This window comes from Corynebacterium sp. Marseille-P3884 (genome assembly GCF_017942225.1).
Lineage (GTDB): Bacteria > Actinomycetota > Actinomycetes > Mycobacteriales > Mycobacteriaceae > Corynebacterium.
The window spans coordinates 118,561-143,438 of the sequence record NZ_JAGKSD010000003.1; the positions used below are offsets into that span (position 1 = coordinate 118,561).

Sequence of the window (24,878 nt, forward strand, 5' to 3'; positions counted from 1 at the left end):
AGCCATGGCTAACCCCGAAGACCTGCGCAAAGAGGACATGAAACTGCCGAAGGCGCGCAGGAAGTATCCCCGCTCCCGCGTCACCCAAGCACTGTGGGTGCTCATCGCACTAGTGCTGGTGATGGGGATTATCGGGCTGTTCTAGCGCTAGCCGCGGCGACCTTGTGGAAGAGGTCGATGTCTTCCAGATTCTCGATGAGGACGGCATTGCCGTTTTTATCGCTCAACGGCACGCACCAGTTCTTGTACTGGTGGGAGTTCGTGCCCGGCTGATTCTGAATGCGGGTATCGCCGACCATATCCACGAGGTTGCTGCAGGTCAGCGCTGAATTGGTTCCGGCGATGAAGCGGGTCAGGGCAATCACCAAGTCATCGACGTCTCCTCGTTCGTCTCTTCCAAGTCCGTCGAAATCGGTGTCGGCGAGGGGAGTGTCGGCGAAGAATCCGTGTTCGCGGGCGGTGTTGAGCACGTGGGATTGCCAGGCGACATCGTGGGCGTCGAGCTCCTCGAGGGAGTCATCCACGAGCCCGAGCTGGTAGCGCAATTCGTTGTGGGCGCCCGAGAGGTAACCGGCAGTCGGCGGGAGATCGTGGGTGCCCACGGAGGAAAGCGCGAGATTGCGGTATTCCTGCGGGTTCATGGGGCGCTGGCCGGTGGGGGAATGCTCGAACCAGATGACGGAGGTGCCCATCACGCCGCGGTCGCGCAGCTCCTCTTGGACCCACGGTTCGAAGGTGCCCAAGTCTTCGCCGACGACGACGGCGTTTGCGCGGTCCGCCTCGAGAGCCAGAATACCGAGCATGGCCTCGTGGTCGTAGTTCATGTAAGCGCCCTCGGCCGGGGTGCCCATGCGCGGGATCCAGAAGAGGCGGAACAGGCCCAGAATGTGGTCGACGCGGATGCCGCCGGAGTGGCGCAGGACTGTCTGGAGCAGTTCGCGCCAGGGAGTATATCCATTCTCTGCCAGCTTGAACGGGTTCCACGGTGGCTGGGACCAATCCTGTCCGTACTGGCTGTACGCGTCAGGCGGGGCGCCGACGGAGGCGTCTTGGACGAGGACACTGCGCAAAGTATGAGCGTCTGATCCGCCGGGGTGAACACCCACTGCGAGGTCGGTCATGATTCCGATGGACATGCCAGCGTCGATAGCTGCCTGCTGCGCAGCTTTCCTTTGGTTGTCGGCGACGAACTGGAGCCACATGTAGAAGCGGGGCAGGTCGTCGGAGTCGATGTCGAGTTCCTGTTTGGAGCACCAGCGTGCGTAATCGAATAATCCGGTTCCCTCGAATTCGACGAATTCCTGGAATGCCTCGTGGTCCCCGGATTCTTCGAAAACATAGAAGAGCTCGTTGAGGGCGGCGAGTTTTGCATCGAAAATCGCGTTGCGCTCGATGAATGCGGGCGAGGTGTTGAGGGCCTTGAACTCGGCGGCCAACTCTTCGATGTCTTCGCGGGTGTCATCGTCGAGAAGCTCGTATTCGGGGACATCCTCGACCGAAATGTAGATGGGGTTGATGAAACGACGGGATGTGGGCAGGTACGGGGAGTCCTCGATCGGGGGAAGGGGCTGGGCTGCGTGAACGGGGTTGATCAGCAGGAACTCGGCGCCGTTGCGGGCGAGGACTTCTGCGAGCTTTCCAAGATCGTGGAAGTCGCCGATGCCCCAGGAATGCTTCGAGCGCACCGAGTAGAGCTGCGCCATCACGCCGTATGCCGGGTCGTTGAGGAACTCGAGATTGCGGCGGATCATCTGGGGAGTGACCACGAGGGAGCACGTCTCGTCGATTCCATCTGATTTCAGGTGAATGGTGTGCCAGCCGGTCGGCAGGTCGCCGCGGGTGTGGAAGGTGGCTTCGCCCCAACCTTCAGTCGGCGGTGCCCAGTTCTCGTCCTGGTAAGCGGTGGATGTCGTTCCATCCTCCAGAGTGATGGTCACCTCCGCCGGCGCGCCCTCGGGAACGTGGACGTTGAAATAGGTCTCACGGCCCTCACGGGCGATGACCACTGGGGGTAGCGGGCGGGTGTCCCAATGGGTGCGCCACGCGTGGAGGGCTTCGGTGAGCTCTTCGGGCGCGGGGTCGTCGGAAAGCGGAACATCGAGTGCTTTGAGTAGGTGGACGAGGGACTCGCGCGGCGAAGCCACGATCTCGTTGTTCTGGCCTCGGTAGGTCAAACTGAAACCGTAGGCGGTTGCGAGTTGCTCGAGCAGTTCCGTATCAGCCACAACACGTCATTGTGCCAAAGAATGACAGCTTCCACAGATTTCCTGGTCAAAAGTGTTGATGCTGGTGAGCGGTGACGCATGGGGCAGTAGTACGGTCAGTGTTAGATAGCCCACACCGAGGGAGGTTTCACCGTGACTGCACAAGAATCCAAAGTCTTCACTAAGCCTGCTGAATTCACGCTGGCGCCGGGAGACAACTGTTTGACCATGATGCTCGCCCAATGCGAGAAGCATCCCGATCAGACCTTCTTCTCCCGCCCAGAGGGGCGCGACTGGGTGCAGGTGACCGGCGAGGAATTTGCCAAGCAGGTCCGCGCTGTCGCCAAAGGCATTGTCGCCAATGGGGTGGAGCAGGGCGACCGCGTCATCCTGATGGCGGATTCCAGCTACGAGTGGGCGCTGCTGGACTATGCCATCTGGGCGGCGGGCGCGGCGAGCGTGCCGGTGTACCCGTCGTCGTCCGAGCACCAGGTGCAGTGGATTGCGGAGGATTCCGGCGCGAAGCTCGTGATCACCGATAGCGAGCGGAACCGTCACCTGTACGACTACCTGATTCTGCGCGAGGACGGCACTCCGCGCCTCGAGGGATCTCCATCGCAGGTGCAGCGTTCGCTGTCTTTCGCGACGGGTGCTGTAGGCGCTTTGACCACGGACGGTCGCGAGGTTGAGGACTCTGTGATCGACGAGCGGATCGCGAATATCAAGCATGATGATTTGGCGTCGCTGGTGTACACCTCCGGCACGACTGGCCGCCCGAAGGGCTGCATCCTCACCCACCTGGTGTGGGCGTCGCAGGCGAATGCTCTGCTGACCAACAAGATCGGCTACCTGATCAATGACAAAGACGCGACGCACTACATGACGATTCTTCCGCTGGCGCATGTTTTGGCGCGTTCGGTCGCTCTCGCGAGCGCTATCGGCGGTGCGCACCAGGCGCATTGGTCGGATATGCGCACTTTGACCCTGGCGCTGCAGCGTTTCGAGCCGGAGATGCTGCTCGGCGTTCCGCGCGTGTTCGAGAAGGTGCGCGACGGTGCGTACAACAAGGCCGCGGAAGGTTCGGCATTCAAGGCGAAGACCTTCCTCGAGGCGGAAAAAGTCGCCATCGAGCACTCGAAAGCGATGGATTCGGGGGAGCGTCTTTCGCTGCGTTCTCGTGTGCGCCACAAGGTGTTTGATCGCCTCGTGTACAAGCAGTTGCGTGAGGCTGTTGGCGGCAAGGCGCAGCTCGCTATCTCGGGTGGTTCCGCGATTTCGACTGATTTGCTCCACTTCTTCCGCGGCATGGGCATTCCGATTTACGAAGGATATGGCCTCACTGAGACGGCAGCGGCTGCCTGCGTGAACTACCCGGGCGGTACGAAGATCGGCACCGTCGGCAAACCGAATAACGGCTACTCCGTCAAGATCAACGAGGACGGGGAAATCTGCTTCAAGGGCGACGGCGTGTTCAAGGGCTACTGGAACAACGAGGAAGCCACGAACGAAGCGCTTGTCGACGGCTGGTTTGTGACCGGCGACCTCGGCGAGATCGACGACGAGGGCTATGTGAAGATCACGGGCCGCAAGAAGGACCTAATCGTCACTGCCGGCGGCAAGAATGTCTCGCCTGGGCCGCTGGAAGACATCATGCGTTCCGATCCGTTGATCTCCCAGGCGGTCGTGGTGGGCGACGGTAGGCCGTTTGTCAGTCTCCTGGTGACCGTCGACGAGGACGAGCTGCGCCGTTGGCAGGCGGATAACGGCCTGGGAGACCGTCCGCTGAAGGAACTGGTGAAGACGACCGAGCTGCGCGCAGCCGTCCAGAATGTGGTCAACGAGGCGAATAAGACCGTCAGCCACGCTGAGCAGATCAAGAAATTCCGCATTCTGACCCGCGACCTGAGCGAGGAAGAAGGCGAGATCACTCCGACGCTGAAGGTGAAGCGCAACGTGGTCATGGAGAACTTCGAGAAGCAGATCGAGCGCATGTACCGCTAAAACGCCCACGAGCCTCCTTTGTGGCAAGTACTTTGTAGTCAGAAAGTAATTGCCGCAAAGGAGGCTTTTCGTGACCACATTCACTGTTCCTGCTGGATTTGAGGTTGCTCCCGACGAGAATTGCTACTCGGCACTGGTGGCTACTGCGGAGAAGAGTCCGGATATCGTGCTTTTCTCCCGGCCCGGTGAGCATGATTGGGTCGATGTGACGGCGGCGGAATTCGTCGCGCATGTGCGGAAGGTCGCCAAAGGTCTCATTGGTATTGGGGTGGAGAAAGGCGATCGAATCGCGCTGCTGTCGGGGGCGCGCTATGAATGGGCGGTCATCGATTTCGCCATCATGGCGGCCGGTGCCACAACGGTGGCGATCTACCCGACCAGTTCTCTCGACCAGGTGCAGTGGATCGTGGAGGATTCAGGCGCGATGCTCGCGATCGGGGAAACGCACGAGCATGGCGTGAAATTCGAGCACCTCACCGAGACGGACTTGCAACAGATTCTCCTGTTCAACGAGGACGCGATTGGGTACTTGGAACGCGCCGGGGAAGTGGTCGGCGATGAGGTTCTGGACGAGAGAATCAAGGGTATTTCTCATGACGACATCGCATCGCTGGTGTACACATCCGGGACGACGGGCAGGTCCAAAGGCTGCATCATCACCCACCTGAATTGGATCTTCCAAGTGCGTGGCCTGCAGCAGCACCCGATCGGAAAGATCGCAGGACCGGGGACGAAGATGGTCACGTATTTGCCGCTCGCGCACGTGATGGCGCGGTCGGTGCACCTGCTCGCGACGATTTCGGGCACGTTGCAGACTCACTGGTCGGATGTGAAGACGATCGCGGCGGAATTCCAGCGCGCGCAGCCGGACGTGGTGTTGGGCGTTCCACGCGTGTACGAGAAGGCACGCAATGCCGCCTACGTGAAGGCATCGGACGGCTCAGCGATCGGTGCACGGATCTTCAAAGAGGCCGAGAAGACTGCCATTGAGTTCTCGAAGGCGATGGAAAAACAGGGGCCGTCGATAAGCTTGAAGCTCAAGCAAAAGCTCTTTGACAAGCTCGTGTACTCGAAAATCCGCGCAGGTCTAGGCGGCAATGTGCAGTACGGAATATCGGGCGGGTCCGCGTTGGGCGTTCCGCTCGGGCATTTCTTCCGCGGGGCCGGGCTGCCCGTCTACGAAGGGTACGGGCTGACGGAGACTGCGTCGGCGGCCGCCGTGAATTTCGGGAAAGACGCGAAGATCGGATCCGTGGGCAAGCCGATGTTCGGTTATTCCGCCAAGACGACCGAAGACGGGGAGATCTGCTTTTCGGGCGACGGGATTTTCGTCGGGTACTGGCAGAACGAGAAAGCAACAAAAGAAGCGCTTATCGACGGCTGGTTCCACACCGGCGATCTCGGTGAAATCGACGAGAATGGCTTCATCACCATCACCGGCCGCAAGAAAGACATTCTGGTGACCTCGGGCGGAAAGAATGTCGCACCGCAGCCGCTCGAGGAAATGCTCCGACAGGACCCGCTGATTTCCCAGGCGGTCGTGGTGGGAGATGGAAAGCCGTTCATCGGCGTGCTGATCGCGCTCGATGAAGACGCGCTGGTGCGCTGGAAAGAGCAGCGCGGGCTGGATATGCCGACGTACAAATTGGCCAAGCTGCCTGAGCTGCGCGGTGAAGTGCAGGATGCGGTGAACCGAGTCAATGCTTCGGTCAGTCGGGCGGAACAGATCAAGAAATTCCGGATTCTTCCCCGCGACCTCACCGAGGAGGACGGCGAGCTCACGGCCACGCTGAAAGTGAAGCGTCCAGTGGTGATGGACCACTTCGCGCACCAGATGCGGAAGCTTTACGGGTAGGTCTCGGCGCGCCGTACAAAACGCTGTGAAGCTGTGGCCTAGAGTCAACGCTCGAACGCCATAATGTGACTCGAATTGAAGGGGGCCAGTGTGCACCGGACTGCCGCGACGCTGCGCCACCGCGAATTGACTCAAGAGGTCTACAACATCGGCGACGAGGTCGCGGAGTACATCGAGCACATCGCTGAGGCCATCGCGGATTACGACGGGGAGCTTACCGACGACTGTCTGGCCGAGTTCTCAGAGATCGTCGATGATGCTCGTACTGATGCTCGCCGCGTGGTCGGCGAGCTGATCGGTCTGCGCCAGGCGCTGGTTTCTGGCGTCAAAGCAGGGTCCATCTCTGCTGCGCTCCCGGCCAATGAGAGGCTGCCGGAGCCGGAGCCGCTCGACGCGGTCGGGCTGTTCGAGCTCTTTCCGTTGAGTTCGCCCTCCCCGGTGAAGGCGATGACGGAGGTGTGCACGCAAAGGACTGACCTGATCGTGCAGCACCTCGAGGAAGTGGTCGACTACACCCTCGAGCAGACTGACATGGTGGCGCAGAACCTCGCTGCTGTTTCGTTGCCGCACCTGTATGCGCGGGTGGGCGAGCTGGTGGAGTCAGCCGTAGACGGCTGGCTCGATGCGGTGGCAGCTGAGCACCCCGGGTTCACCCGGGCGATGCGCGGGTCTAATCCGCCGAAGTTCTTGGAGGAGCGTGCCCGCGTGGATGCCATCGTGGCGAAGGTGGCGGCGAAGCGGTCGCGGCGCGGCGCTTAGGAGCGCTGGATTTAGAGCCTTTGCTTACCAAATCAACCAAATCTGAGCTGGGGTTTCTTTGGTTGAGGCGGCAAGAATGTGATCGAAATCCAGCACTGGTTTTAGGGTTGGGTGCATGAGTTTCGGTGTCTACGTCCACGTCCCGTTCTGTGCGACCCGGTGCGGGTACTGCGATTTCAACACCTACACGCCGAGTGAGACGGAAAGCTCCTACGAGGCATATCTCGTCGCATTGGAAAAAGAACTGGAGCTGGCGGCGGAAAAGGTCGGCAGGACGGCGGACACGGTCTTTGTCGGCGGTGGGACGCCGTCGCTGTTGGGGGCAAATAGTTTGGGACGGATCCTGACACGGATCAGAAACACCTTCGGATTGGCCACAGACGCAGAGGTGACCACAGAATCGAACCCGGAATCGACGAGCCCGGCTTATTTCGAGGGACTCAAGGAGGCGGGGTTTAACCGGGTGTCCTTGGGAATGCAGTCGGCGTCGATACCGGTGTTGAAGGTGCTTGACCGCCAGCACACGCCGGGCAGAGCCGTAGAGGCGGCGAAAGAGGCCAAAAGGGCCGGTTTCGAGCATGTCAATTTGGACCTGATCTACGGCACCCCGACGGAGACGGATGACGATGTGCGGAAATCCCTTGATGCCGTGCTCAGCGCGGAGGTAGACCATGTGTCTGCCTATTCCCTGATCGTGGAAGACGGCACCGCGATGGCGCGGAAGATCCGGAAAGGTCAACTGCCGGCGCCGGAAGAAGATGTGTATGCCGACCGGTACGAGATCATCGCGAACCGGCTCGAATCTTCTGGATTTGACTGGTACGAGGTGTCGAATTGGGCGAAGCCGGGCGGGGAGTGCCGGCATAACCTGCTGTATTGGCAGGGAGGCAATTGGTGGGGTGCAGGTCCTGGAGCGCACGGATATGTCGATCGGTTCCGCTATTTCAATGTGAAGCGGCCGGAGAAATACGAGCAGATACTCGCCGAGAATGCTTTTCCAATCGACGGTACGGAGACGATCTCTGACGCTGAGGAACACTTCGAGAAGATCATGCTGGGGCTGCGGCTGAAGGAAGGAATCCCTCGGGAATGGATCGGTGGGGGAGCTCAAGGGGTCGTCGATAAGCATGTGCGCGGTGGTGTGCTCACCGAAGAAGCGGGACGGATTTTCGCGACCGATGCGGGCAGACTGCTGATCGACGGGGTGATCACGGACATCTTGGCCGCGGAGTAGCGAGGGCGCTACACTCGTGACTTAGCAGTCGAGGAAGGAGAGTGCCAAGTATGGCGGGTGTCGCACGCGAGCGCAGGCAGGCAGTGCTGCGCGCGATCGTTGCGGACTATATCTCTTCCCAGGAGCCGGTCGGTTCGAAGCGGCTGGTGGAGCGGCACAAACTCAATGTGTCGTCGGCGACGATCCGCAATGACATGGCGGTGCTGGAGGCCGAAGGATTCATCGCGCAGCCGCACGCGAGCTCTGGGCGTGTGCCGACGGAGAAGGGCTACAGGGCTTTTGTCGATGCGATCAACGACGTGAAGCCGCTTTCTTTGCCTGAACGACGGGCGATCTCGGAGTTCTTGGAATCGAGCGTCGACTTGGAAGACGTGATGCGCAGGTCGGCGCATCTTTTGGCGCAGCTCACTCACCAGGCGGCGGTGGTGCAACTGCCGACGCTGGCGGTCTCGCGGGTGAAGCACTGCGAGGTGGTCGCGTTGACGCCGACGCGTCTCCTTCTGGTGCTCATCACGGACAACGGACGGGTCGATCAGCGAAATGTCGAATTGGCATCTCCCATCGGCAACGACGCGCTCACGCAGTTGAGGGATCTTCTCAATAAGGCTTTGGTGGGTAAGACGATGGCGGATGCGTCGACGTCCCTGGTGATCCTCGCGGAGGAGGCGCCGAAGGGGATCGCAGACCCGTTGAACAGGGCGATCTCGGTGCTCATCGATACGCTGGTGGAAAACCCGAGCGACCGAGTGCTCATTGCAGGAGCTGCGAACCTGGTGCCGAAAACTACGGACCTCCTCAGCGTCGTGGAGGCGCTCGAGGAGCAGGTGGTCGTGCTGAAGCTTTTGACCAATCTGCCGGAACTAGGCAATGTCTCGGTGGTGATCGGCCAGGAGAACGAGGACGAGGAGCTGTCGAAGGCGAGCATCGTGACATCTGGGTACGGCACCTCGGGCGAGACGCTCGGCGGGCTCGGCGTTCTTGGGCCGACGTATATGGATTACCCCGGTACGATGCGTAAAGTCGCTGCCGTGGCGCACTACATCAGCAATATCCTCGGTGAAGAGGGCGGCTGACCATTACCGGACATGTAGACGAAAACAGATTTAGCAACAAAGGATTTTAGATGGCTCGCGATTATTACGGCATTCTCGGAGTGGACCAGGGTGCGACGGACGCGGAGATCAAGAAGGCTTATCGACGTCTCGCGCGCAAGTACCACCCCGATGTGAACGACACGGAAGAAGCCGCGGAGAAATTCCGTGAGATTTCCGTGGCCCAGGAGGTGCTGCTGGATCCGCAAAAGCGAAGCATCGTCGACCGCGGTGGCGATCCCATGGAGCAGGGACGTGCAGCTGGTCCGCAGGGCGGGTTTGGCTTCGGGGATATCTTCGAGGCGTTCTTCGGAGACACTGGCGGAAGAAGCGGTGGACCGCGTTCCCGTGTTCAGCCGGGCAACGATGCGTTGCTGCGGACGACCATTTCGCTGGCGGAAGCCTATTCGGGTACGCGCAAGGACGTGACGGTGGATACGGCGATCCTGTGCGAGCACTGCCACGGAACGGGTTCCGAATCGGAGTCCAAGCCAGTCACCTGCGACGAGTGCGGCGGCCAGGGCCAGGTGCAGCAGGTCCAGCAGTCGTTCTTGGGCAATATCATGACGACGACGTCGTGCCCGAAGTGCTCTGGCTTCGGCGAGATCATCACGGATCCGTGCCAGAAGTGCGGTGGCCAGGGACGCGTGCGTTCGCGCCGGGATATTTCGGTGAAGATTCCGGCGGGCATCGTCGGCGGCATGCGCATCCGCATGGCAGGCCAGGGCGAGGTCGGGCACGGCGGCGGCCCGGCGGGCGACCTGTACGTCGAGGTAGACACGGAAACGCACCCGGTCTTCGTCCGCGAGGGCGATAATTTGCACCTCAAGGTCAATGTCCCGATGTTCGACGCGGCTCTCGGAACCTCGGTGGAGGTCGAAGATCTCTCTGGCGAGACCACGACGATCGATATTCCGGCGGGCACGCAGCCGGAGGAGGAGATCGTTCTTCGTGGCGAGGGCATGCCGCGGCTGCGCCGGGAGGGCGCGGGCGACATGATCGCGCACGTCCAGGTAGTCATTCCGACTGATTTGAGCAAGGATCAGCGCCACCGCCTCGAGGAGCTGCGCGACGCGCATGACGGGTCAGCATTCGTCGAGGAAGAGGCAGGCCAGGACGAGGGCTTCTTCTCCCGCCTGCGAGACCGGTTCCGCTTCTAATGAGCCTGCCGTATTTCATCGCGGACGACCCGGCCTCGGGAAAGCTTGACGGCGCCGAAGGGCGGCATGCAGTCACGGTCAAACGGATCACGGTCGGCGAGAGCATTGCGCTTATCGACGGCCGGGGGACTGTGGCAGAGGTTGAGGTGACGAACACCTCTGGAAAGGACAAGCTTTCTGGCACCGTCGTGGAGCTGAAAAACGTGTCGAGGCCTCTGCCGGAAGTGATCGTGGTGCAGGCAGTTCCGAAGTCGGAGCGGGCGGAGCTCGCGGTGGATTTGGCTACGCAGGGTGGAGCGGACGCGATTATTCCGTGGATCTCGCACCGGACGATCGCGCGGTGGCAGGGCGCGAAGGTGGCCAAGAATGTGGAGAAGTGGCAATCGACTGCGCGGGAAGCGGCGAAGCAGTCGAGGCGGGCATGGATCCCTAAGGTGCATGAGCCGGTGACGACGAATCAGCTGGCGGAGCTGATTCAGGGAGAAACGGCTCTAGTTCTCCATGAGGATGCGACAAAGGGGATCGGCGAGGTCGATTTTGACGTCGATAAGCTGTTCCTCATTGTTGGCCCGGAAGGCGGAATCGGAGAGGACGAGCTGGAGCTGCTGAATGCTGTGAAAGTGAAGCTGGGGCCGGAAGTGCTGCGCACGGCGTCGGCGGCATTCGCTGGATTGAGTGCCATTGGGGCACTTTCCCGCTGGTAGGGTGAACCGCATGGCAGAACTGGTCTCAAGCTCCTATGAGCTCGACCCTGAATTGGCGCAGTCTGTTTTGGGCGTCACGGACGGGAATCTGCGCACCCTGAATGATCTTTTGGGCGTGGATCTCTTCGCGCGCGGCGGTTCAGTGATGCTGCGCGGCCCGGTGGACAAGGTGGCGCATGCCTCCCGTGTGCTCTCCGAGCTGGAGGCGATGGTGCGGAGGGGCATCGTGATCACGTCTGATGCCGTGACGCACGCAGTGGACATCATGGCCACGGACATGCCTGAATCCGTGGCGGAGATTCTCGGACAGGAGATCGTCGCGCGCCGCGGGAAGATCATTCGCCCGAAGACGGCTGGGCAGCGAGAGTACGTCGACGCGATCGACGAGAACACGATTGTGTTTGGAATCGGCCCGGCGGGCTCGGGCAAGACGTATTTGGCGGTCGCGAAGGCAGTGCAGGCTTTGCAGGCCAAAGAGGTCAAGCGCATCATTCTCACGCGCCCGGCCGTGGAGGCGGGCGAGAAGCTCGGGTTCTTGCCGGGCACCCTGAACGACAAGATCGATCCGTATCTTCGCCCGCTCTATGACGCACTGCGGGACATGCTCGACCCAGAGATGATCCCGAAGCTCATGGAGGCAGGGATCATTGAAGTTGCTCCGCTGGCGTACATGCGCGGACGCACGCTGAACGATGCCTTCGTGATTTTGGACGAGGCGCAGAATACGACGCCGGCGCAGATGAAGATGTTCCTGACGCGTTTGGGCTTTGGCTCCAAGATGGTGGTCACGGGCGATATCTCGCAGGTGGACCTGCCGCGCGGAGTCGTGTCCGGTTTGAGGGTGGCACGCCGAATTTTGCGGGATGTGGAGGATATTCACTTCCAGGAATTCAGCGCGAAGGACGTTGTGAGGCACAGGCTGGTCAGCCGGATTGTCGCCGCCTACGACCGGTATGACGCACAAAATAAGGGAGATGAGCAATGAGCATCGAGGTCCTCAACGAGTCCGGGGAGGCAGACGTCAACGAGGAGATGCTTGTCGACGTCGCCTCGTTCGCCCTGACCGCCATGGATGTCCACCCAGACACCGAGGTGACCATCACCTGCGTGGACACTGACACGATGGCGGATATGCACGTGCGCTGGATGGACCTGCCCGGCCCCACCGACGTGATGAGCTTCCCGATGGACGAGCTCACGCCCGGTTCCGGCCGACCGGATGCAACGCCTGTCGGTCCGTCCATGCTGGGGGACATCATCTTGTGTCCCGCCTACGACAGGAAACAGGCAGATGCGGCTGGGCATTCTCTCGGCCACGAGATGGCGCTGCTGACGGTGCATGGGTGTTTGCATCTGTTGGGCTATGACCACGCCACCCCGGCGGACGAGCGGGAAATGTTCGCACTGCAGAACGAGATTCTCGCTGATTGGTATGACGATCTGTCGGCCCGTGGCATTGAATTCCAGCCGAAGCCGGACGGAAAGCACGCATTCCCGTCGGCGGCGGACCGTGAGGAGCTCGACGGGCTCGTCGAAAAGCGGGGCGAGTAGTGGACCTCTGGGTGACCTACCTGTTGATCTCGCTGGTCTCCCTCTTGGGGGCCGGCGTGATCAAAATGCTCGAGTCTGCGCTGGTGCCCATCTCGAGGGCTCGCGTGGAATCGATGGTCAAAGACGATGTCGGGGGCGCTACTTCGTTACTTCGGGTCGTCGATGCGCGGCCGAACCACTTGGGTCTGCTCGCGCTGATCCAGACCGTGCTGGATACGTTGGCGGCGGTGTTCGCACTGCTGGCTGCTTTGGATGCGATTCCGTCTCACGGTTGGGCGATCACGGCCGCGATCGTGGCGGTCACGCTCATGCGCTTCGGCGTGATCGGTGTGATCGCGCGGCGTGCTGGCAAGCTGAACCCGTACTCGATCTCCTTGCGGGCGGCGCAGATCCTGACGGTGGTCTATGTCGTGCTGGGGCCGTTGTCGAAGCTGCTGATCTGGATCGGCAACCTGGTCACCCCGGGCGAGGAAGCGCTGGAGAATCCGTACGCCACCGATGTCGAGCTGCGCGAAGCAGTCGATATGGCTCAAGAGCAGGGCGTGGTGGAAACCGTCGAGCACCGCATGATCCAGAACATCTTCGATCTGGCCGATACCCACGCGCGCCAGGTGATGGTGCCGCGCCCGGAGATGGTGTGGATCGAGGCGGAGAAGACCGCCGGCCAGGCGGCGAACCTCATGATTCGTTCGGGGCATTCGCGCGTGCCGGTGATCGGGGAGAGCGTCGACGACATCGTGGGCGTGATCTACCTGAAAGACATCGTGGAGCGCACCTACAACCGCACCGACGGCGGCAGCGGGGTGAGCGTGTCCGATCTGATGCGCGAGCCGAAATTCGTGCCGGACTCGAAGCCGCTGGACGATCTGCTCGCGGAGATGCAGCGGGATCAGATGCACATCGCGGTGCTCGTCGACGAATACGGCGGTATTGCGGGCCTGATGACCATGGAGGACATCCTCGAGGAGATCGTGGGCGAGATCGCCGACGAATACGACGCGGACGAAGAGGCGCCCATCGAATTAGTTTTGGACCGCACGTACCGGGCGCAGGCACGTCTGCCGCTCGATGACCTCGTTGATTTTCTCGACGACGAGATCGACTACGAGCTCGAATTCGACGAGGAGATCACGGACAATGTCGAGACGGTGGCGGGCTTGTTGTCGTACGAGCTGGGGCGCGTTCCGCTGCCGGGGTCCTATGTGGAAGTCGACGGTTTGCGCTATACCGCAGAAGGAGGGCACGACCGACGCGGACGCGTGAAGGTGCGCACCGTGCTTATCGACGTTCCCGAGTGGACCCTTGTCAAGGACACATTCGGTGACGGTGCACAATAGGTGCATGAAGAACATCCTCTCCATCCAGTCGGTGGTCGCTTACGGTCACGTGGGTAATTCGGCAGCGGTCTTTCCGCTGCAGCGGATCGGACATGAGGTGTGGCCGGTCTACACCGTGAACTTCTCCAACCACACCGGATATGGTTCGTGGAAAGGCCCGATGATTCCGGCCGACGATGTGCGCGAAGTCATCGCGGGCATCGACGACCGCGGTGCGCTGAAAGACGTGGATGTGGTGCTCTCTGGCTACCAGGGCGGAGACGATATTGCACAGGTCATCGTGGACACAGTGGCACGCGTTAAGGCGCTCAACCCAAAGGCCATGTATGCGTGTGATCCGGTAATGGGCAACGCGAAGTCGGGCTGCCACGTCTCAGACAATATTCCGCCGCTGTTGCGCGACACGGTCGTTCCGGTGGCTGACATCATCACCCCGAACCAGTTTGAACTGGGCTATTTGACCGGCGTGGAATGCACCGACCTCGATTCGACCCTCAACGCGATTCAGTCGGCGAAGAACATGGGGCCGTCGACGATTCTGGTCACTTCCGTTGAGCGGCCCGACCAGCCTGACGACGTCCTAGAAATGATCGCGGCGGATGAACAAGGAACGTGGATTGTGCAAACACCGCGCCTGCCGTTCAAGCGAAACGGCTCCGGGGACGTTGCATGCGCACTGTTTACCGGGCACTACGCGGAATCAGGTAATGCGGCGGATGCTCTGGCGAAGACGGCATCGAGCACCTTCGACCTGTTGGAGGCCACATATAAAACAGATGCGCCGGAGCTGCTCGTGGTGGAATCGCAGGAGGCCTACGCGAATCCGCGCATGCAATTCGAGGTTGAAGCGCTGTGAATATTCTTTCGATCCAGTCGGCGGTCTCTTTCGGCCACGTGGGCAATTCTGGGGCCGTCTTTCCGATGCAGAGGCTCGGCCACGAGGTCTGGCCGGTGCACACCGTCAATTTCTCCAACCACACCGAGTACCCGTCGTGGCGTGGGCCGAAGATCCCGCCGAAACACGTCGCGGATGTGCTGGACGGGATGAGTTTCGCCTACCCGGATGTCGACGTAGTGCTGACGGGGTATCTGGGATCCTCTTCTCTTGCCTCCGTCATCGTCGAGGCAGTAGAAGAGATCAAGCAGGCCAATCCGAATGCGGAGTGGGTGTGCGACCCGGTGATCGGCAACGCGAAGGTCGGGTCTTTTGTCGATGACGATATTCCGGGCATTTTCAAAGACGAGATCATTCCGCTCGCCGACGCGATCTGCCCGAACCAGTGGGAGCTAGCACTACTCACCGGTCGCGAGCTGAACACGATCGAGGAGACGATCGAGGCAGCGCGCTCCCTGAAGGGGAGGGCCTTGATCACCAGCGTGGATACGGGTGATCCGGACACCATTGGAATGCTGGACATCGATGGTGATTTTGCCTGGTACGTGGAGACGCCGCGCATTGGAGGCAATGTCGTCGGGGCAGGGGATCTCGCGGCAGCGATGTACACGGCGCTTATCGACGAAACCCCGAAAGACCGCCTCGAGCACATTGCGAGCTCCTTGTACGGGATGGTCGTGGCAGCGCAGAAGACCACGCGGCTGGACAACAGCTTTGCCGGACTTCCATTAGTCGAGCGACAGGACCTCATCGTGGAGCCGGAAGACAGCTTCGTGGCAGTACCATATGCAGGCATGGACCACTTTTCCCAGTTCACCGACACCCCGGAGGGCTTTCGCTCCGGATTCGTCAGCTTTGTCGGCCGCCCGAATACCGGTAAGTCGACGCTGACGAATGCGCTGGTGGGCGAGAAGATCGCCATCATGGCGGACCAGCCGGAGACGACGCGCCACCCAATCCGCGGCATCGTGAACCGCGAGGACGCACAGATCGTCGTGGTGGACACCCCCGGGCTGCACCGCCCCCGCACTCTTTTGGGCGATCGCCTCAACGAGGTGGTCAAGGACACCTTCGCGGACGTGGACGTCATCGGGATCACTATTCCGGCGAACGAGAAGATCGGCCCCGGCGACCGCTGGATCCTCGATGCGGTGATGAAGACCAAGCCGGGCACACCGATTGTCGGCATCGTGACCAAGCTTGATCGAGTTGGGAAAGACCAGGTGGGCGAGCAGCTGGTCCGCTTGCACGAGATGCTGGTCGAAGCGACCGGTAATGAGAATGTCGACGTCGTGCCCGTCTCCGCGACAGAGAATGTGCAGCTGGATGTTCTGTTGGATGTGATCGCAAAGAATCTTCCAGAAGGGCCGCGTTTTTATCCGGAAGGCCACGTCACGGATGAGGACATGGAGACCCGCATCGCGGAGCTGATCCGCGAGGAAGCCCTGCGAGGGCTGCGCGACGAGCTGCCACACTCGGTGGCGGTGCAGATCGACGAAATGCTTCCGGAGACTGATGACCGCGGCAACACCAGGACGAAAATCTACGCGGTGCTGTACCTCGAACGCCCAGGCCAGAAGGCGATCATCGAGGGCAGGGACGGCCGGAGACTGAGCGGCATCATCCAGCGTTCGAGGAAGCAGATCATGGATCTGGTGGGCCAGAATGTCTATCTGGATCTGCGCATCAAGGTGCTGAAGAACTGGCAATCCGACCCGAAGCATTTGGGGCGCCTTGGCTTCTAAACCCAGCTTCCGCGACCGCGCCTTCGTGGTGCGCACCTACGACTTCGGTGAGGCCGACCGCGTCGTGGTGCTGCTGACCAAAGAACATGGTCTCGTCAGAGCGGTCGCCAAAGGCGTGCGGAAAACAAAGAGCCGCTTCGGCTCACGCGTGCAACCCTTCGTTGACATCGACGTCCAGCTGTATCCGGGGCGGAATCTAGCCACCATCACCCAGGCGGACACGGTGGCGTACTACGGGAGCGGCATTATCGACGACTTCGACCGGTATACCGCTGCATGCGCGGTGATGGAGGCGGCGGAGAAGCTCAGCTACGCGGATGAGGCAGACGAGTTCTTGTTCGACGAGATTGGTTCTGCATTGAAAGCTCTGCAAGACACGGAATTTCCGACGCTGGTGCTCGACGCGTTCATTTTGCGCGCGACGGCGCATTCCGGTTGGGGTTTGAGCCTGTTCAACTGCGCGCAGTGCGGCAGGAGGGGACCGCACCACGCTTTCCACCCGGCCGTAGGCGGGGCAGCGTGCGTGCACTGCCGGCCGCCCGGGTCTTTCGATGTGGAAGAGGACACGCTGCACATCATGTGGCTGCTCGCGGAAGGCTATTTCGGTGCCGCGCAAGACAAGCTGACGGAGACCACGGCGGCGCAGGTGCACCGCTTGTCCATCGCTCACCTGCAGTTCAACGTGGAATCGGCCGTTTCGTCGTTGAAGATCATGGAGCAGGCATAATAGACGGGGTGAGCACCATCCCCGAGATCCCCCACGAATTCATTCCGCGCCACATCGCGCTCGTCATGGACGGCAACGGCCGCTGGGCGCAAGAGCGCGGCCTGCCGCGCACTGAAGGTCACCGAGTCGGCGAGAAAGTGCTGATGAACATGGTGGACGCGGCGATCGAGCTCGGCGGCATCGAATGGTTGTCCGCCTATACCTTCTCCACGGAGAACTGGCGCCGCAGCGCGGACGAGGTCCGCTTCCTCATGGGGTTCTCCCGCGACATCATGCGGGCGGAACGCGACCAGCTGCACGCGAAGAATGTGCGCATTGTGTGGGCGGGACGCCGCCCGCGCCTGTGGCGCTCAGTGATCCGCGAGCTCGAGGCAGCCGAAGAGATGACCAAGAACAACACCGGCCTCACTTTGGCCATGTGCATCAATTACGGCGGCCGGGCAGAGATCGCCGATGCGATGAAGCGAATGGCCACGGCAGTGAAGAAGGGGGAGTTGAAGCCGGGGCAGATCAACGAGGCGTCGATAAGCGATTTTCTTTATCGCCCCGATATGCCCGACGTCGACCTGTTCCTGCGGCCCTCGGGCGAGCAGCGCACGTCGAATTTCCTGCTGTGGCAATCGGCGTATGCGGAGATGGTCTACCGCGATATTCTCTGGCCGGATTTCACCGCGGATGATCTCTACGATGCAGTGCTGGAATACGCGCAGCGCGACCGTCGTTTCGGAGGCGTGAAGAAATGACGGAGGCTCCCACCCGTAGCCAAATCCGCAAATGGCGCCAGTATCTGGCCAATGAGCGCGCGGAGGCGGCGACGTACCGTGAGCTGGCGAAGAAGCGCGAGGGCGACGAGCGGGAGATTCTCGAAGAGATCGCCGATGCCGAATCACGCCACGAGAAATACTGGCGCGACAAGCTCGGGCCCGAGGTGGGCATGCCCATCAAACCGGACCTGCACACGCGGTTCATGTCGTTTCTGGCGCGGACTGTCTCGCCCGTGTTCGCGCTGGCGTTGATGCAGACCGCGGAGCAAAGATCGCCGTACCTCGAGGACGACGACGCGCCGGACGAGATCGCGGCGGACGAGGCGATGCACGCGGAGGTCGTGCGCGCACTGGCGGCGCAGGGCCGTGAGAAGCTCTCCGGTTCTTTCCGCGCGGCCGTGTTCGGCGCGAACGACGGGCTGGTGTCCAATGTCGCGCTCGTCCTCGGCGTGATGGGCTCGGGCGTGTCCTCGAATTTCATTCTTCTCACCGGCATTTCCGGATTGCTCGCCGGTGCGCTGTCGATGGCGGCGGGCGAATACGTGTCGGTGAAATCGCAGGCAGAGCTTCTCGACGCATCGACGCCCGCCCCCGAAGCCCGCGACCTGTTGCCGAAACTGGATGTGAACCAAAACGAGCTCGCTTTGGTGTATCGCGCACGCGGCATGAGCGCGGAGGAGGCCGACGCTCAGGCGAAGAATGTGTTCTGGTCCATGATGACCGGACACCAGCACCACCACGTCGAGGACGGGCTCGAGCCAGAGGATTCCGATGCCAGCGGTGCGTGGTCGGCCGCGATCGCGTCATTCATCTTCTTCGCCACGGGTGCTTTCGTGCCGATCATCCCGTTCTTGTTCGGGGCATCTCCGCGTCTGGGTGCGATCATCGCGCTTGTTTTGGTCTCGGGGGCGCTGTTGATCACTGGTGGCATCACAGGTCTGCTCTCCGGCAAGAAGCCGGCGATGCGGGCGTTCAGGCAGCTCGCGATCGGACTCGGCGCAGCGCTGGTGACGTACCTGCTCGGCGTCGTATTCGGCGCGTTCGTGGGAGCCTAGAGGTTCTGGCACGTCTGGCAGATGCCGAATACTTCTGCATCGTGCCCGCTGAGCTGGAAGCCGTATTTCTCGGCGGTCTCTTTCGCCCACTCCTCGACGGGGCCGCCGTCGATCTCCTCGCTGCGGCCGCAATTGGTGCACACCAAATGGTGGTGGTGCCGGTCGGTGAGGCAGTGCCGGTAGAGCGTCTCGCCGGTCTCAGAATTGAGGGCGTCGACCGCGCCGACCTCGGTGAGTGTCTGCAGCGTGCGGTAAACAGTGGTCAGGCCGACCTTTTGTCCGCGGTCGGTCAGCTCGCGGTGAATAGACTGGGCGGACGCGAAGCGGTCGATGTCCTGGAGAATATCGACCACTGCGGCACGCTGGCGGGTATTCCGCGCGCCGATTTTCAATGTGTCAGTCTTATCCGGCCGAGTAGTCATGCCTTACACCTTATTGGTTCTTAGGCCGGCGGGACTGGGGTGTTCGGTTTCAAGCCCGGATCTTTGTCCGGAGTCACATCCGGCAGTGGCCCGAAGGCAGCGGCGGCGCCGGCGCTCTTCGATGCGTCGATGAAATCCGGGCCCTTCTTCCTGCGCGCAGCCAATTCGTCGACCTGATCTTCAGTTTCTTTCGTCCGCTCAGCGAGCAGGGAGAGGGATTCTAAGGTGGCGATGACACCGGGCACCGCGAGGCGATAGATCACCTCGCGGCCGGAGCGGGACGAACCGACTAAACCAGCGTCTTTGAGAACGCGCAGATGTTGACTGACCAGGGGCTGCGATTTACCCAGCACCCGCACGAGCTCGTGCACGACGTGGTCCCGGGCATGCAGCAGAAGAAGAATTTGCAAGCGCATGGGGGAGTCGAGGGCGCCAATGATCCCTGCGGTGTGCTCGAGCTTTTCCGCAGGCCAGATCGTTGGGTCGCTCATCGTCCGGGTCACTCCAGGATTTTGTGAAAGATAGTTGCCACTTCAGTTTAATAAGAAAGTGTTCCAGTTTTGACTAAGCCCCAGGATTCGAGCAATTTCTAACCGAGTTTGCTCGACAAGTCGATTTCGGCTGCGCCGATCTTCTGCAGAGGGATGAGCAGAATGGCCAACGGCCCGACCAGCAATATGTCCAACATGAACGTTTCAGTTGGGTGGCGGTCCCCGCGCAATCCTTCGATTGCGTTGAGTGCGCCGCCCATGACGGTGGTGTACAACGCCATCGCGCTGCCGCCTTGGGGAGCAGGCTCCTGAGCGGAAGCAACGGGGGTAAGGGTGCCGACAGTGAGTGCTGCCGCGGTCGCAGCGGCGATGAGCTTCTTAGAGATCTTCATACTTTTCTCATCGCAATTTCCTCCGCGAATGTTAACGCGATACCGCCGTACCTGCGCTTCTGGGGAGGCGCTACACTTGTTCCCGTTGACGTAAAGAAACCGTTTTCAGGAGAGTTGAACTACCCATGGCTTCGACCGTGATCGATACCGTTGTGAACCTGTGCAAGCGCCGCGGCTTGGTCTACCCAGCCGGAGAGATTTACGGCGGCACCCGTTCCGCATGGGATTACGGTCCCTTGGGCGTCGAGCTCAAGGAGAACCTGAAGCGCCAGTGGTGGAAGCACATGGTGCAATCGCGTAATGACGTTGTGGGTGTGGACACCTCCATCATCCTGCCCCGCCAGGTGTGGGTCGCCTCCGGCCACGTCGACGTGTTCACGGACCCGCTGGTGGAGTCCCTGTACACCCACAAGCGCTACCGCGCCGACCACCTGCTCGAGGCATACGAGGAAAAGCACGGCCACCCGCCGGCAAACGGCCTGGCCGACATCAATGACCCGGAGACTGGCCAGCCGGGCAACTGGACTGAGCCACGCGAATTCTCCGGTCTGATGAAGACCTACCTGGGCCCGGTCGACGACAAGGAGGGCCTGCACTACATGCGCCCGGAGACGGCGCAGGGCATCTTCGTGAATTTCAAGAACGTCATGACCTCGTCGCGTATGAAGCCACCGTTCGGCATCGCCAACACCGGTAAGTCTTTCCGCAATGAGATCACCCCGGGCAACTTCATCTTCCGCACCCGCGAATTCGAGCAGATGGAGATGGAATTCTTCGTCAAGCCGGGCGAGGACGAGACCTGGCACCAGTACTGGATCGACGACCGCCACCAGTGGTACATCGACCTGGGCATCAACCCGGATAACCTGCGCCTCTACGAGCACCCGCAGGAGAAGCTGTCGCACTACTCCAAGCGCACCGTCGATATTGAGTACGCCTACGGCTTCCAGGGCTCCAAGTGGGGCGAGCTGGAGGGCGTGGCCAACCGCACCGACTACGACCTGAAGACGCACGCGGAGGCCTCCGGCGAGGACCTGAGCTTCTTCGACCAAGAGACGAATGAGCGCTGGATCCCGTACTGCATCGAGCCGGCCGCCGGCCTGGGCCGCGCGATGATGGCCTTCCTGATCGACGCGTACCACGAGGATGAGGCCCCGAATGCGAAGGGCGGTGTGGACAAGCGCGTCGTGCTCAAGCTCGACCGCCGCCTCGCCCCGGTCAAGGTGGCCGTGCTTCCGCTGTCGAAGAAGCCGGAGCTGTCCGGCCCGGCACAGGAACTGGCTGATTCGCTGCGCCAGCACTGGAATGTCGACTTTGACACCTCCGGCGCGATCGGCCGCCGCTACCGCCGCCAGGACGAGATCGGCACCCCGTTCTGCGTGACCTACGACTTCGACAGCCTCGAGGACAATGCCGTGACGGTCCGTGAGCGCGACACGATGGAGCAGGAGCGGGTCAAGCTCGACGAGCTCGAGGCCTACCTGGCCGCTCGCCTGATCGGCTGCTAGCCATGCATTACATCAGCTGGGACCGCGCGGACCGCGATGCGCCTGTGCTGCTCGCCGAAGAGGGGCCGAACGCGCTCGCGAAATTCACACACGACCGGGCGGAGCTCACCTCGGGCGAGGTGTGGGAGCTCATCACCACCCCGGAGGGCGGCGCTATTGCGCGTCGCGACGGCCGCGATATCGTTCGCGCCGACGGTTCCCTGCGCCGGGACAAGCAGATCCCGGTCATCATCGAAAACCGCCGGTACGTGATGGTGGCGGAGACCTCCAAGAATTGGATCATCGACAATGCCGAAGGGCAGAAAGTCGCCCAATTCACCTCCGACCACAACGGGGTGCGCCGCGCAATCCTCGAATTCGAGGGCGAGACAGACCTCGCCGACACCGATATCGTGGCCCTTGCATGGGTCAGCCGGCTCGTGCTCGAAGCACGGAAGATGATCAATTCCACCGCGCTCATCGCTTTCATGGTGTTGCTCAGCGTGTTCATCATCGCCGTGTGGTTCATCGGACCAAGCTAAGCAGGAGCAGCATGATCAACGCAGTGTGGGAAGGCGCGAGCCTCGTCGCCAACGGAAATGTCGTCGCCGCTGTCACCGCGGATAACGAACTGACTGTTGACGGGAAGCGCATCGCAGTTTCCCACACCGCCGGCGCTCTTCGTTGGCAGGTCAGCGGTGAAAGCGCAGACGAGAATTTCTCAATCCGCATGCGCGGCCTGGGCACGGGCAACCTCATCGCCCATTGCGGCCCGCGCAGCTACCGCGCACAACGCGAGGGGGCATTCAGCACGTCCCGCACCATCGTCGACGAAGAAGGGGTCGTCGTTGCGCGCACGCGTCCGCGCAAAGGAACGGAATTGCACGTCGAGCTTGACGACGCCGCCCCTCTTTCCGACCTCGCCTTCATCACCTGGGCGCTGACCTTCATGGACACCCCCGGGCGCACCACGAAGATCTAGAAACTTCCTCCGCGGCCACTCATACCGCCGGCGAAGCCACCTCCGCCGCCGCCCCCGCTGAAGCCTCCGCCACCGAAGCCGCCGCCCCCAAATCCGCCGCCTCCGGACAGCAGGGAACCCCAGATGATGGCATTCGCCATGGAGTTGGTGGTGCGGGCAGTCTGCTGGCGGCGGTAGTCGTCGATATCGTTCTCGGCTGCCTGCGCGGCGCGACGGGCAGTGTCCGTTGCCTTGCGTGCTGAATCGATCGCGCTCGACGTGTTCTTTGTGCGGTTGTTCTGGGCTTCCGCGTACTGGCGGGAGCCTTCAGCCAATAGGGCGCGGGCAGTCGAGCCGATGATCCGGCCGCGGGACTCGATGAGGTCCTGGGCGCTCTGCAGCTGAGCTGCTGCGACCTGCAACTGCTGGTCGAGGAGCTGGAGTTTACGTTGCTGGTCGGTAGCGGCGCCGCGGGCCTTGTCGATCTCCGCGTCAATATCCGCGTCCAAGTCCGTCAGCTCGGTGAAGACGGCCAAAGGATCGGTCTCGCCCCGGTTGCCGATTGCGCCCAATTCCTCGCGGGCCCGCGCCGAGATCGAATCAAGGGCAGCGATATCGATGCGTGCGCCGTGCTCGCGCTCGTTCTTGAGCTGCTCGATTTCGCGCAGCTCGTCCTCGATTTCTTGAATGAGCGCGGGCAGGTTCGTCTTCGCGGTCTGGATATTGGTGTCGGCGTGCTCGATCGCGCCGAGGTTCTTATCCGCGACTTCGACTGTGCGCTGCGCCCCACGCAGAATGTCCACGAGTGCGCCCTGCTTACCGGCAGGTTGTGAGGAGAGCTCTCGTGCCTCCTCCAACTGCTTTTCCGCTTCGTCGATGGACTCGGAAGCGATGTCGACATTGCTGGTGATGGAGCTCAGGATCTGCTCCGAATAGCGGGACTGCAGGCCTTCCAATGTGTTGCGCGCAGGTTCGACGCGTGCGCGCAGATCGACCGTGCGCTGGAAGATCGAGTCGATTTCGCTGTCGGCGTTCATGAGCACATTGCGCATGTCCTCGTACTCCTGGCTCTTGTCGGCCAGTGCCTGATCGGCCTTGCCACAGGAGGTGATGATGTCGATCAGCATCGCGCGCTTTTCCGGTTCGGTCTCCGGGATCGCGTCGTAGAGGCGGTGATGAATACCGAATGCGCGCTGCAATGCGGAGGTCGCTTCATTCATCGCGGACGTGAACGGGCGGACGCGCTCGGCTCCGAATTCAGAGGTGGCCACCTCCAGCTGGTCCTTGCCCTCGCGGATGGACTCGTCGGTGTTGACCAGTGTGTCCTGGGCCAGTTGTTCCAGCGTTGGCGTGGGCAGCCGGCCCAGCGAATCGGCATCTCCCGGATTGAGTTCGCGTGCCGAGGCCAACTGTTCCCTGTCCCGCTTCTTGTTGCGGTTGCGGCCGTAGAGCCAGAAGCCGCCGCCAGCGAGAGCCGCCGCGCCGAGACCGCCGGCGACAAGGCCAGCCCCCTCGCCGTCGGAGGAGCCGTTGACTGCATTGATCGCCTCCAGGCCCGCCGCGCCGTAGTTCTTCGTGGTCAGCTGGTCGAAAGCGGCGTTCGACATTGCGTCCACATCGCTGCTGGACCACTGGGAGCCGGCGTTGACGTTGTATTTTCCGTCATCCGGCGAAATCGCGATCACAGCGGTGTTCGGGCCCTTGTCCGTGATCGCTGCGCGCACCCACTCCGACGGGTCCTCGCCGCCGAAGGTGCTCAGGTACACCACGTAGGCGTTGAGCTGCTTGGACTGCTGCAGCTGCGCGATCGCGTCCTCGATCTCCGCCTTCTCCCCGCCGGAGAGCACACCGGCTTCGTCGGTGACCTTGTCCTTCAGCTCCGTCGGCGCCAGTGAGGCTTCCGCAGTTGTGGTGGCTTGGGCGTCCACGAAATCAGTGGCAGCGAGCGCCAGGGGAGCAGCAGAAAATGCGAGGCCGCCGGCGATCATCGGGGCGGCGAGAGCAATACGGACGTAACGCGAAGTCATGCCCACTAGGGTACCC

General features: G+C 61.6%; 24 protein-coding genes and 1 pseudogene. 20 read left to right on the forward strand and 5 right to left on the reverse strand.

Going from position 1 to position 24,878, the window contains the following annotated elements:
* The first annotated feature begins 4 nt into the window (after positions 1–4).
* Positions 5–145 (forward strand): hypothetical protein, encoded by a 141-nt coding sequence (locus J5Y21_RS02685; RefSeq protein ID WP_200803293.1) that lies wholly within the window; start codon positions 5–7, stop codon positions 143–145.
* On the opposite strand, the gene J5Y21_RS02690 is transcribed toward J5Y21_RS02685, so the two are convergent.
* Complete coding sequence (locus J5Y21_RS02690) at positions 129–2,225, reverse strand: 4-alpha-glucanotransferase (protein WP_210572565.1); 2,097 nt, start codon at positions 2,223–2,225, stop codon at positions 129–131. The genes J5Y21_RS02685 and J5Y21_RS02690 overlap by 17 nt on opposite strands.
* Positions 2,226–2,357: 132 nt before the next feature.
* Here J5Y21_RS02690 and J5Y21_RS02695 point away from each other — a divergent pair, with 132 nt between their 5' ends.
* The 16 genes and pseudogenes from J5Y21_RS02695 to J5Y21_RS02765 all read left to right on the forward strand — a co-directional run bounded on the left by J5Y21_RS02695 (position 2,358) and on the right by J5Y21_RS02765 (position 19,082).
* A complete protein-coding gene (locus tag J5Y21_RS02695; protein ID WP_349236914.1) occupies positions 2,358–4,205 on the forward strand; it encodes a long-chain fatty acid--CoA ligase in 1,848 nt (615 codons plus the stop codon).
* 70 nt (positions 4,206–4,275) lie between these two features.
* Positions 4,276–6,060, forward strand: coding sequence for a long-chain fatty acid--CoA ligase (locus tag J5Y21_RS02700; protein WP_210572568.1), 1,785 nt, complete (start codon positions 4,276–4,278; stop codon positions 6,058–6,060).
* A 90-nt stretch (positions 6,061–6,150) separates the two neighbouring features.
* Positions 6,151–6,819 (forward strand): hypothetical protein, encoded by a 669-nt coding sequence (locus J5Y21_RS02705; protein WP_076599563.1) that lies wholly within the window; start codon positions 6,151–6,153, stop codon positions 6,817–6,819.
* A gap of 115 nt (positions 6,820–6,934) precedes the next feature.
* Positions 6,935–8,053, forward strand: a complete 1,119-nt coding sequence (hemW, locus tag J5Y21_RS02710; RefSeq protein WP_210572576.1) for a radical SAM family heme chaperone HemW — start codon at positions 6,935–6,937, stop codon at positions 8,051–8,053.
* Between the two features lie 50 nt (positions 8,054–8,103).
* A complete protein-coding gene (hrcA, locus tag J5Y21_RS02715) occupies positions 8,104–9,126 on the forward strand; it encodes a heat-inducible transcriptional repressor HrcA (protein ID WP_210572577.1) in 1,023 nt (340 codons plus the stop codon).
* A 50-nt stretch (positions 9,127–9,176) separates the two neighbouring features.
* Positions 9,177–10,304, forward strand: a complete 1,128-nt coding sequence (gene dnaJ / locus J5Y21_RS02720) for a molecular chaperone DnaJ (RefSeq protein WP_210572579.1) — start codon at positions 9,177–9,179, stop codon at positions 10,302–10,304.
* Positions 10,304–11,008, forward strand: a complete 705-nt coding sequence (locus J5Y21_RS02725) for a 16S rRNA (uracil(1498)-N(3))-methyltransferase (RefSeq protein WP_210572581.1) — start codon at positions 10,304–10,306, stop codon at positions 11,006–11,008. Before dnaJ ends, J5Y21_RS02725 begins: the two co-directional genes overlap by 1 nt.
* 10 nt (positions 11,009–11,018) lie before the next feature.
* Complete coding sequence (locus J5Y21_RS02730) at positions 11,019–11,993, forward strand: PhoH family protein (protein ID WP_210572584.1); 975 nt, start codon at positions 11,019–11,021, stop codon at positions 11,991–11,993.
* Entirely contained in the window at positions 11,990–12,559 is a 570-nt protein-coding gene (gene ybeY / locus J5Y21_RS02735; protein ID WP_210572587.1) for an rRNA maturation RNase YbeY, read from the forward strand. Before J5Y21_RS02730 ends, ybeY begins: the two co-directional genes overlap by 4 nt.
* Positions 12,559–13,896 (forward strand): hemolysin family protein, encoded by a 1,338-nt coding sequence (locus J5Y21_RS02740; RefSeq protein ID WP_210572589.1) that lies wholly within the window; start codon positions 12,559–12,561, stop codon positions 13,894–13,896. Before ybeY ends, J5Y21_RS02740 begins: the two co-directional genes overlap by 1 nt.
* A 4-nt stretch (positions 13,897–13,900) precedes the next feature.
* Positions 13,901–14,752, forward strand: a complete 852-nt coding sequence (gene pdxY / locus J5Y21_RS02745) for a pyridoxal kinase PdxY (RefSeq protein ID WP_210572592.1) — start codon at positions 13,901–13,903, stop codon at positions 14,750–14,752.
* 38 nt (positions 14,753–14,790) lie between these two features.
* Positions 14,791–15,504: pseudogene (pdxY, locus tag J5Y21_RS11635) on the forward strand (pyridoxal kinase); the annotation flags it as partial.
* An 81-nt stretch (positions 15,505–15,585) separates the two neighbouring features.
* Positions 15,586–16,536 carry a GTPase Era gene (era, locus tag J5Y21_RS11640; protein ID WP_246874894.1) on the forward strand — a complete coding sequence of 317 codons (951 nt, stop codon included), beginning with the start codon at positions 15,586–15,588 and terminating at the stop codon, positions 16,534–16,536.
* On the forward strand, positions 16,526–17,263 hold the full coding sequence (gene recO / locus J5Y21_RS02755) for a DNA repair protein RecO (RefSeq protein ID WP_210572599.1): 738 nt from the start codon (positions 16,526–16,528) through the stop codon (positions 17,261–17,263). Before era ends, recO begins: the two co-directional genes overlap by 11 nt.
* Positions 17,263–18,006, forward strand: a complete 744-nt coding sequence (locus J5Y21_RS02760; RefSeq protein ID WP_210572759.1) for an isoprenyl transferase — start codon at positions 17,263–17,265, stop codon at positions 18,004–18,006. The genes recO and J5Y21_RS02760 overlap by 1 nt, the downstream gene beginning before the upstream one ends.
* Positions 18,003–19,082 carry a VIT1/CCC1 transporter family protein gene (locus J5Y21_RS02765; RefSeq protein WP_210572601.1) on the forward strand — a complete coding sequence of 360 codons (1,080 nt, stop codon included), beginning with the start codon at positions 18,003–18,005 and terminating at the stop codon, positions 19,080–19,082. Before J5Y21_RS02760 ends, J5Y21_RS02765 begins: the two co-directional genes overlap by 4 nt.
* On the opposite strand, the gene J5Y21_RS02770 is transcribed toward J5Y21_RS02765, so the two are convergent.
* The 3 genes from J5Y21_RS02770 to J5Y21_RS02780 all read right to left on the reverse strand — a co-directional run bounded on the left by J5Y21_RS02770 (position 19,079) and on the right by J5Y21_RS02780 (position 20,387).
* The gene (locus J5Y21_RS02770; RefSeq protein WP_210572604.1) at positions 19,079–19,504 is read right to left on the reverse strand and encodes a Fur family transcriptional regulator; all 426 of its coding nucleotides are present in this window, start codon (positions 19,502–19,504) and stop codon (positions 19,079–19,081) included. The two genes, J5Y21_RS02765 and J5Y21_RS02770, sit on opposite strands and share 4 nt — an antisense overlap.
* 20 nt (positions 19,505–19,524) lie before the next feature.
* The gene (locus tag J5Y21_RS02775) at positions 19,525–19,995 is read right to left on the reverse strand and encodes a metalloregulator ArsR/SmtB family transcription factor (protein WP_210572606.1); all 471 of its coding nucleotides are present in this window, start codon (positions 19,993–19,995) and stop codon (positions 19,525–19,527) included.
* A 98-nt stretch (positions 19,996–20,093) separates the two neighbouring features.
* Complete coding sequence (locus J5Y21_RS02780) at positions 20,094–20,387, reverse strand: hypothetical protein (RefSeq protein ID WP_210572608.1); 294 nt, start codon at positions 20,385–20,387, stop codon at positions 20,094–20,096.
* 125 nt (positions 20,388–20,512) lie between these two features.
* On the opposite strand from J5Y21_RS02780, the gene J5Y21_RS02785 reads away from it, so the two are divergent.
* Genes J5Y21_RS02785 through J5Y21_RS02795 form a run of 3 tightly spaced genes read left to right on the forward strand, consistent with a single transcriptional unit; the run spans position 20,513 to position 22,856 of the window.
* Positions 20,513–21,895 carry a glycine--tRNA ligase gene (locus J5Y21_RS02785; protein WP_210572611.1) on the forward strand — a complete coding sequence of 461 codons (1,383 nt, stop codon included), beginning with the start codon at positions 20,513–20,515 and terminating at the stop codon, positions 21,893–21,895.
* Between the two features lie 2 nt (positions 21,896–21,897).
* Complete coding sequence (locus J5Y21_RS02790) at positions 21,898–22,416, forward strand: hypothetical protein (protein ID WP_210572614.1); 519 nt, start codon at positions 21,898–21,900, stop codon at positions 22,414–22,416.
* Positions 22,417–22,427: 11 nt separating this feature from the next.
* Positions 22,428–22,856: a hypothetical protein gene (locus J5Y21_RS02795; protein ID WP_210572616.1), complete on the forward strand. Its 429-nt coding sequence runs from the start codon at positions 22,428–22,430 to the stop codon at positions 22,854–22,856.
* Here the strand turns inward: J5Y21_RS02795 and J5Y21_RS02800 are convergent.
* Positions 22,853–24,862: a TPM domain-containing protein gene (locus tag J5Y21_RS02800; protein ID WP_210572629.1), complete on the reverse strand. Its 2,010-nt coding sequence runs from the start codon at positions 24,860–24,862 to the stop codon at positions 22,853–22,855. The two genes, J5Y21_RS02795 and J5Y21_RS02800, sit on opposite strands and share 4 nt — an antisense overlap.
* Positions 24,863–24,878: the final 16 nt, after the last annotated feature.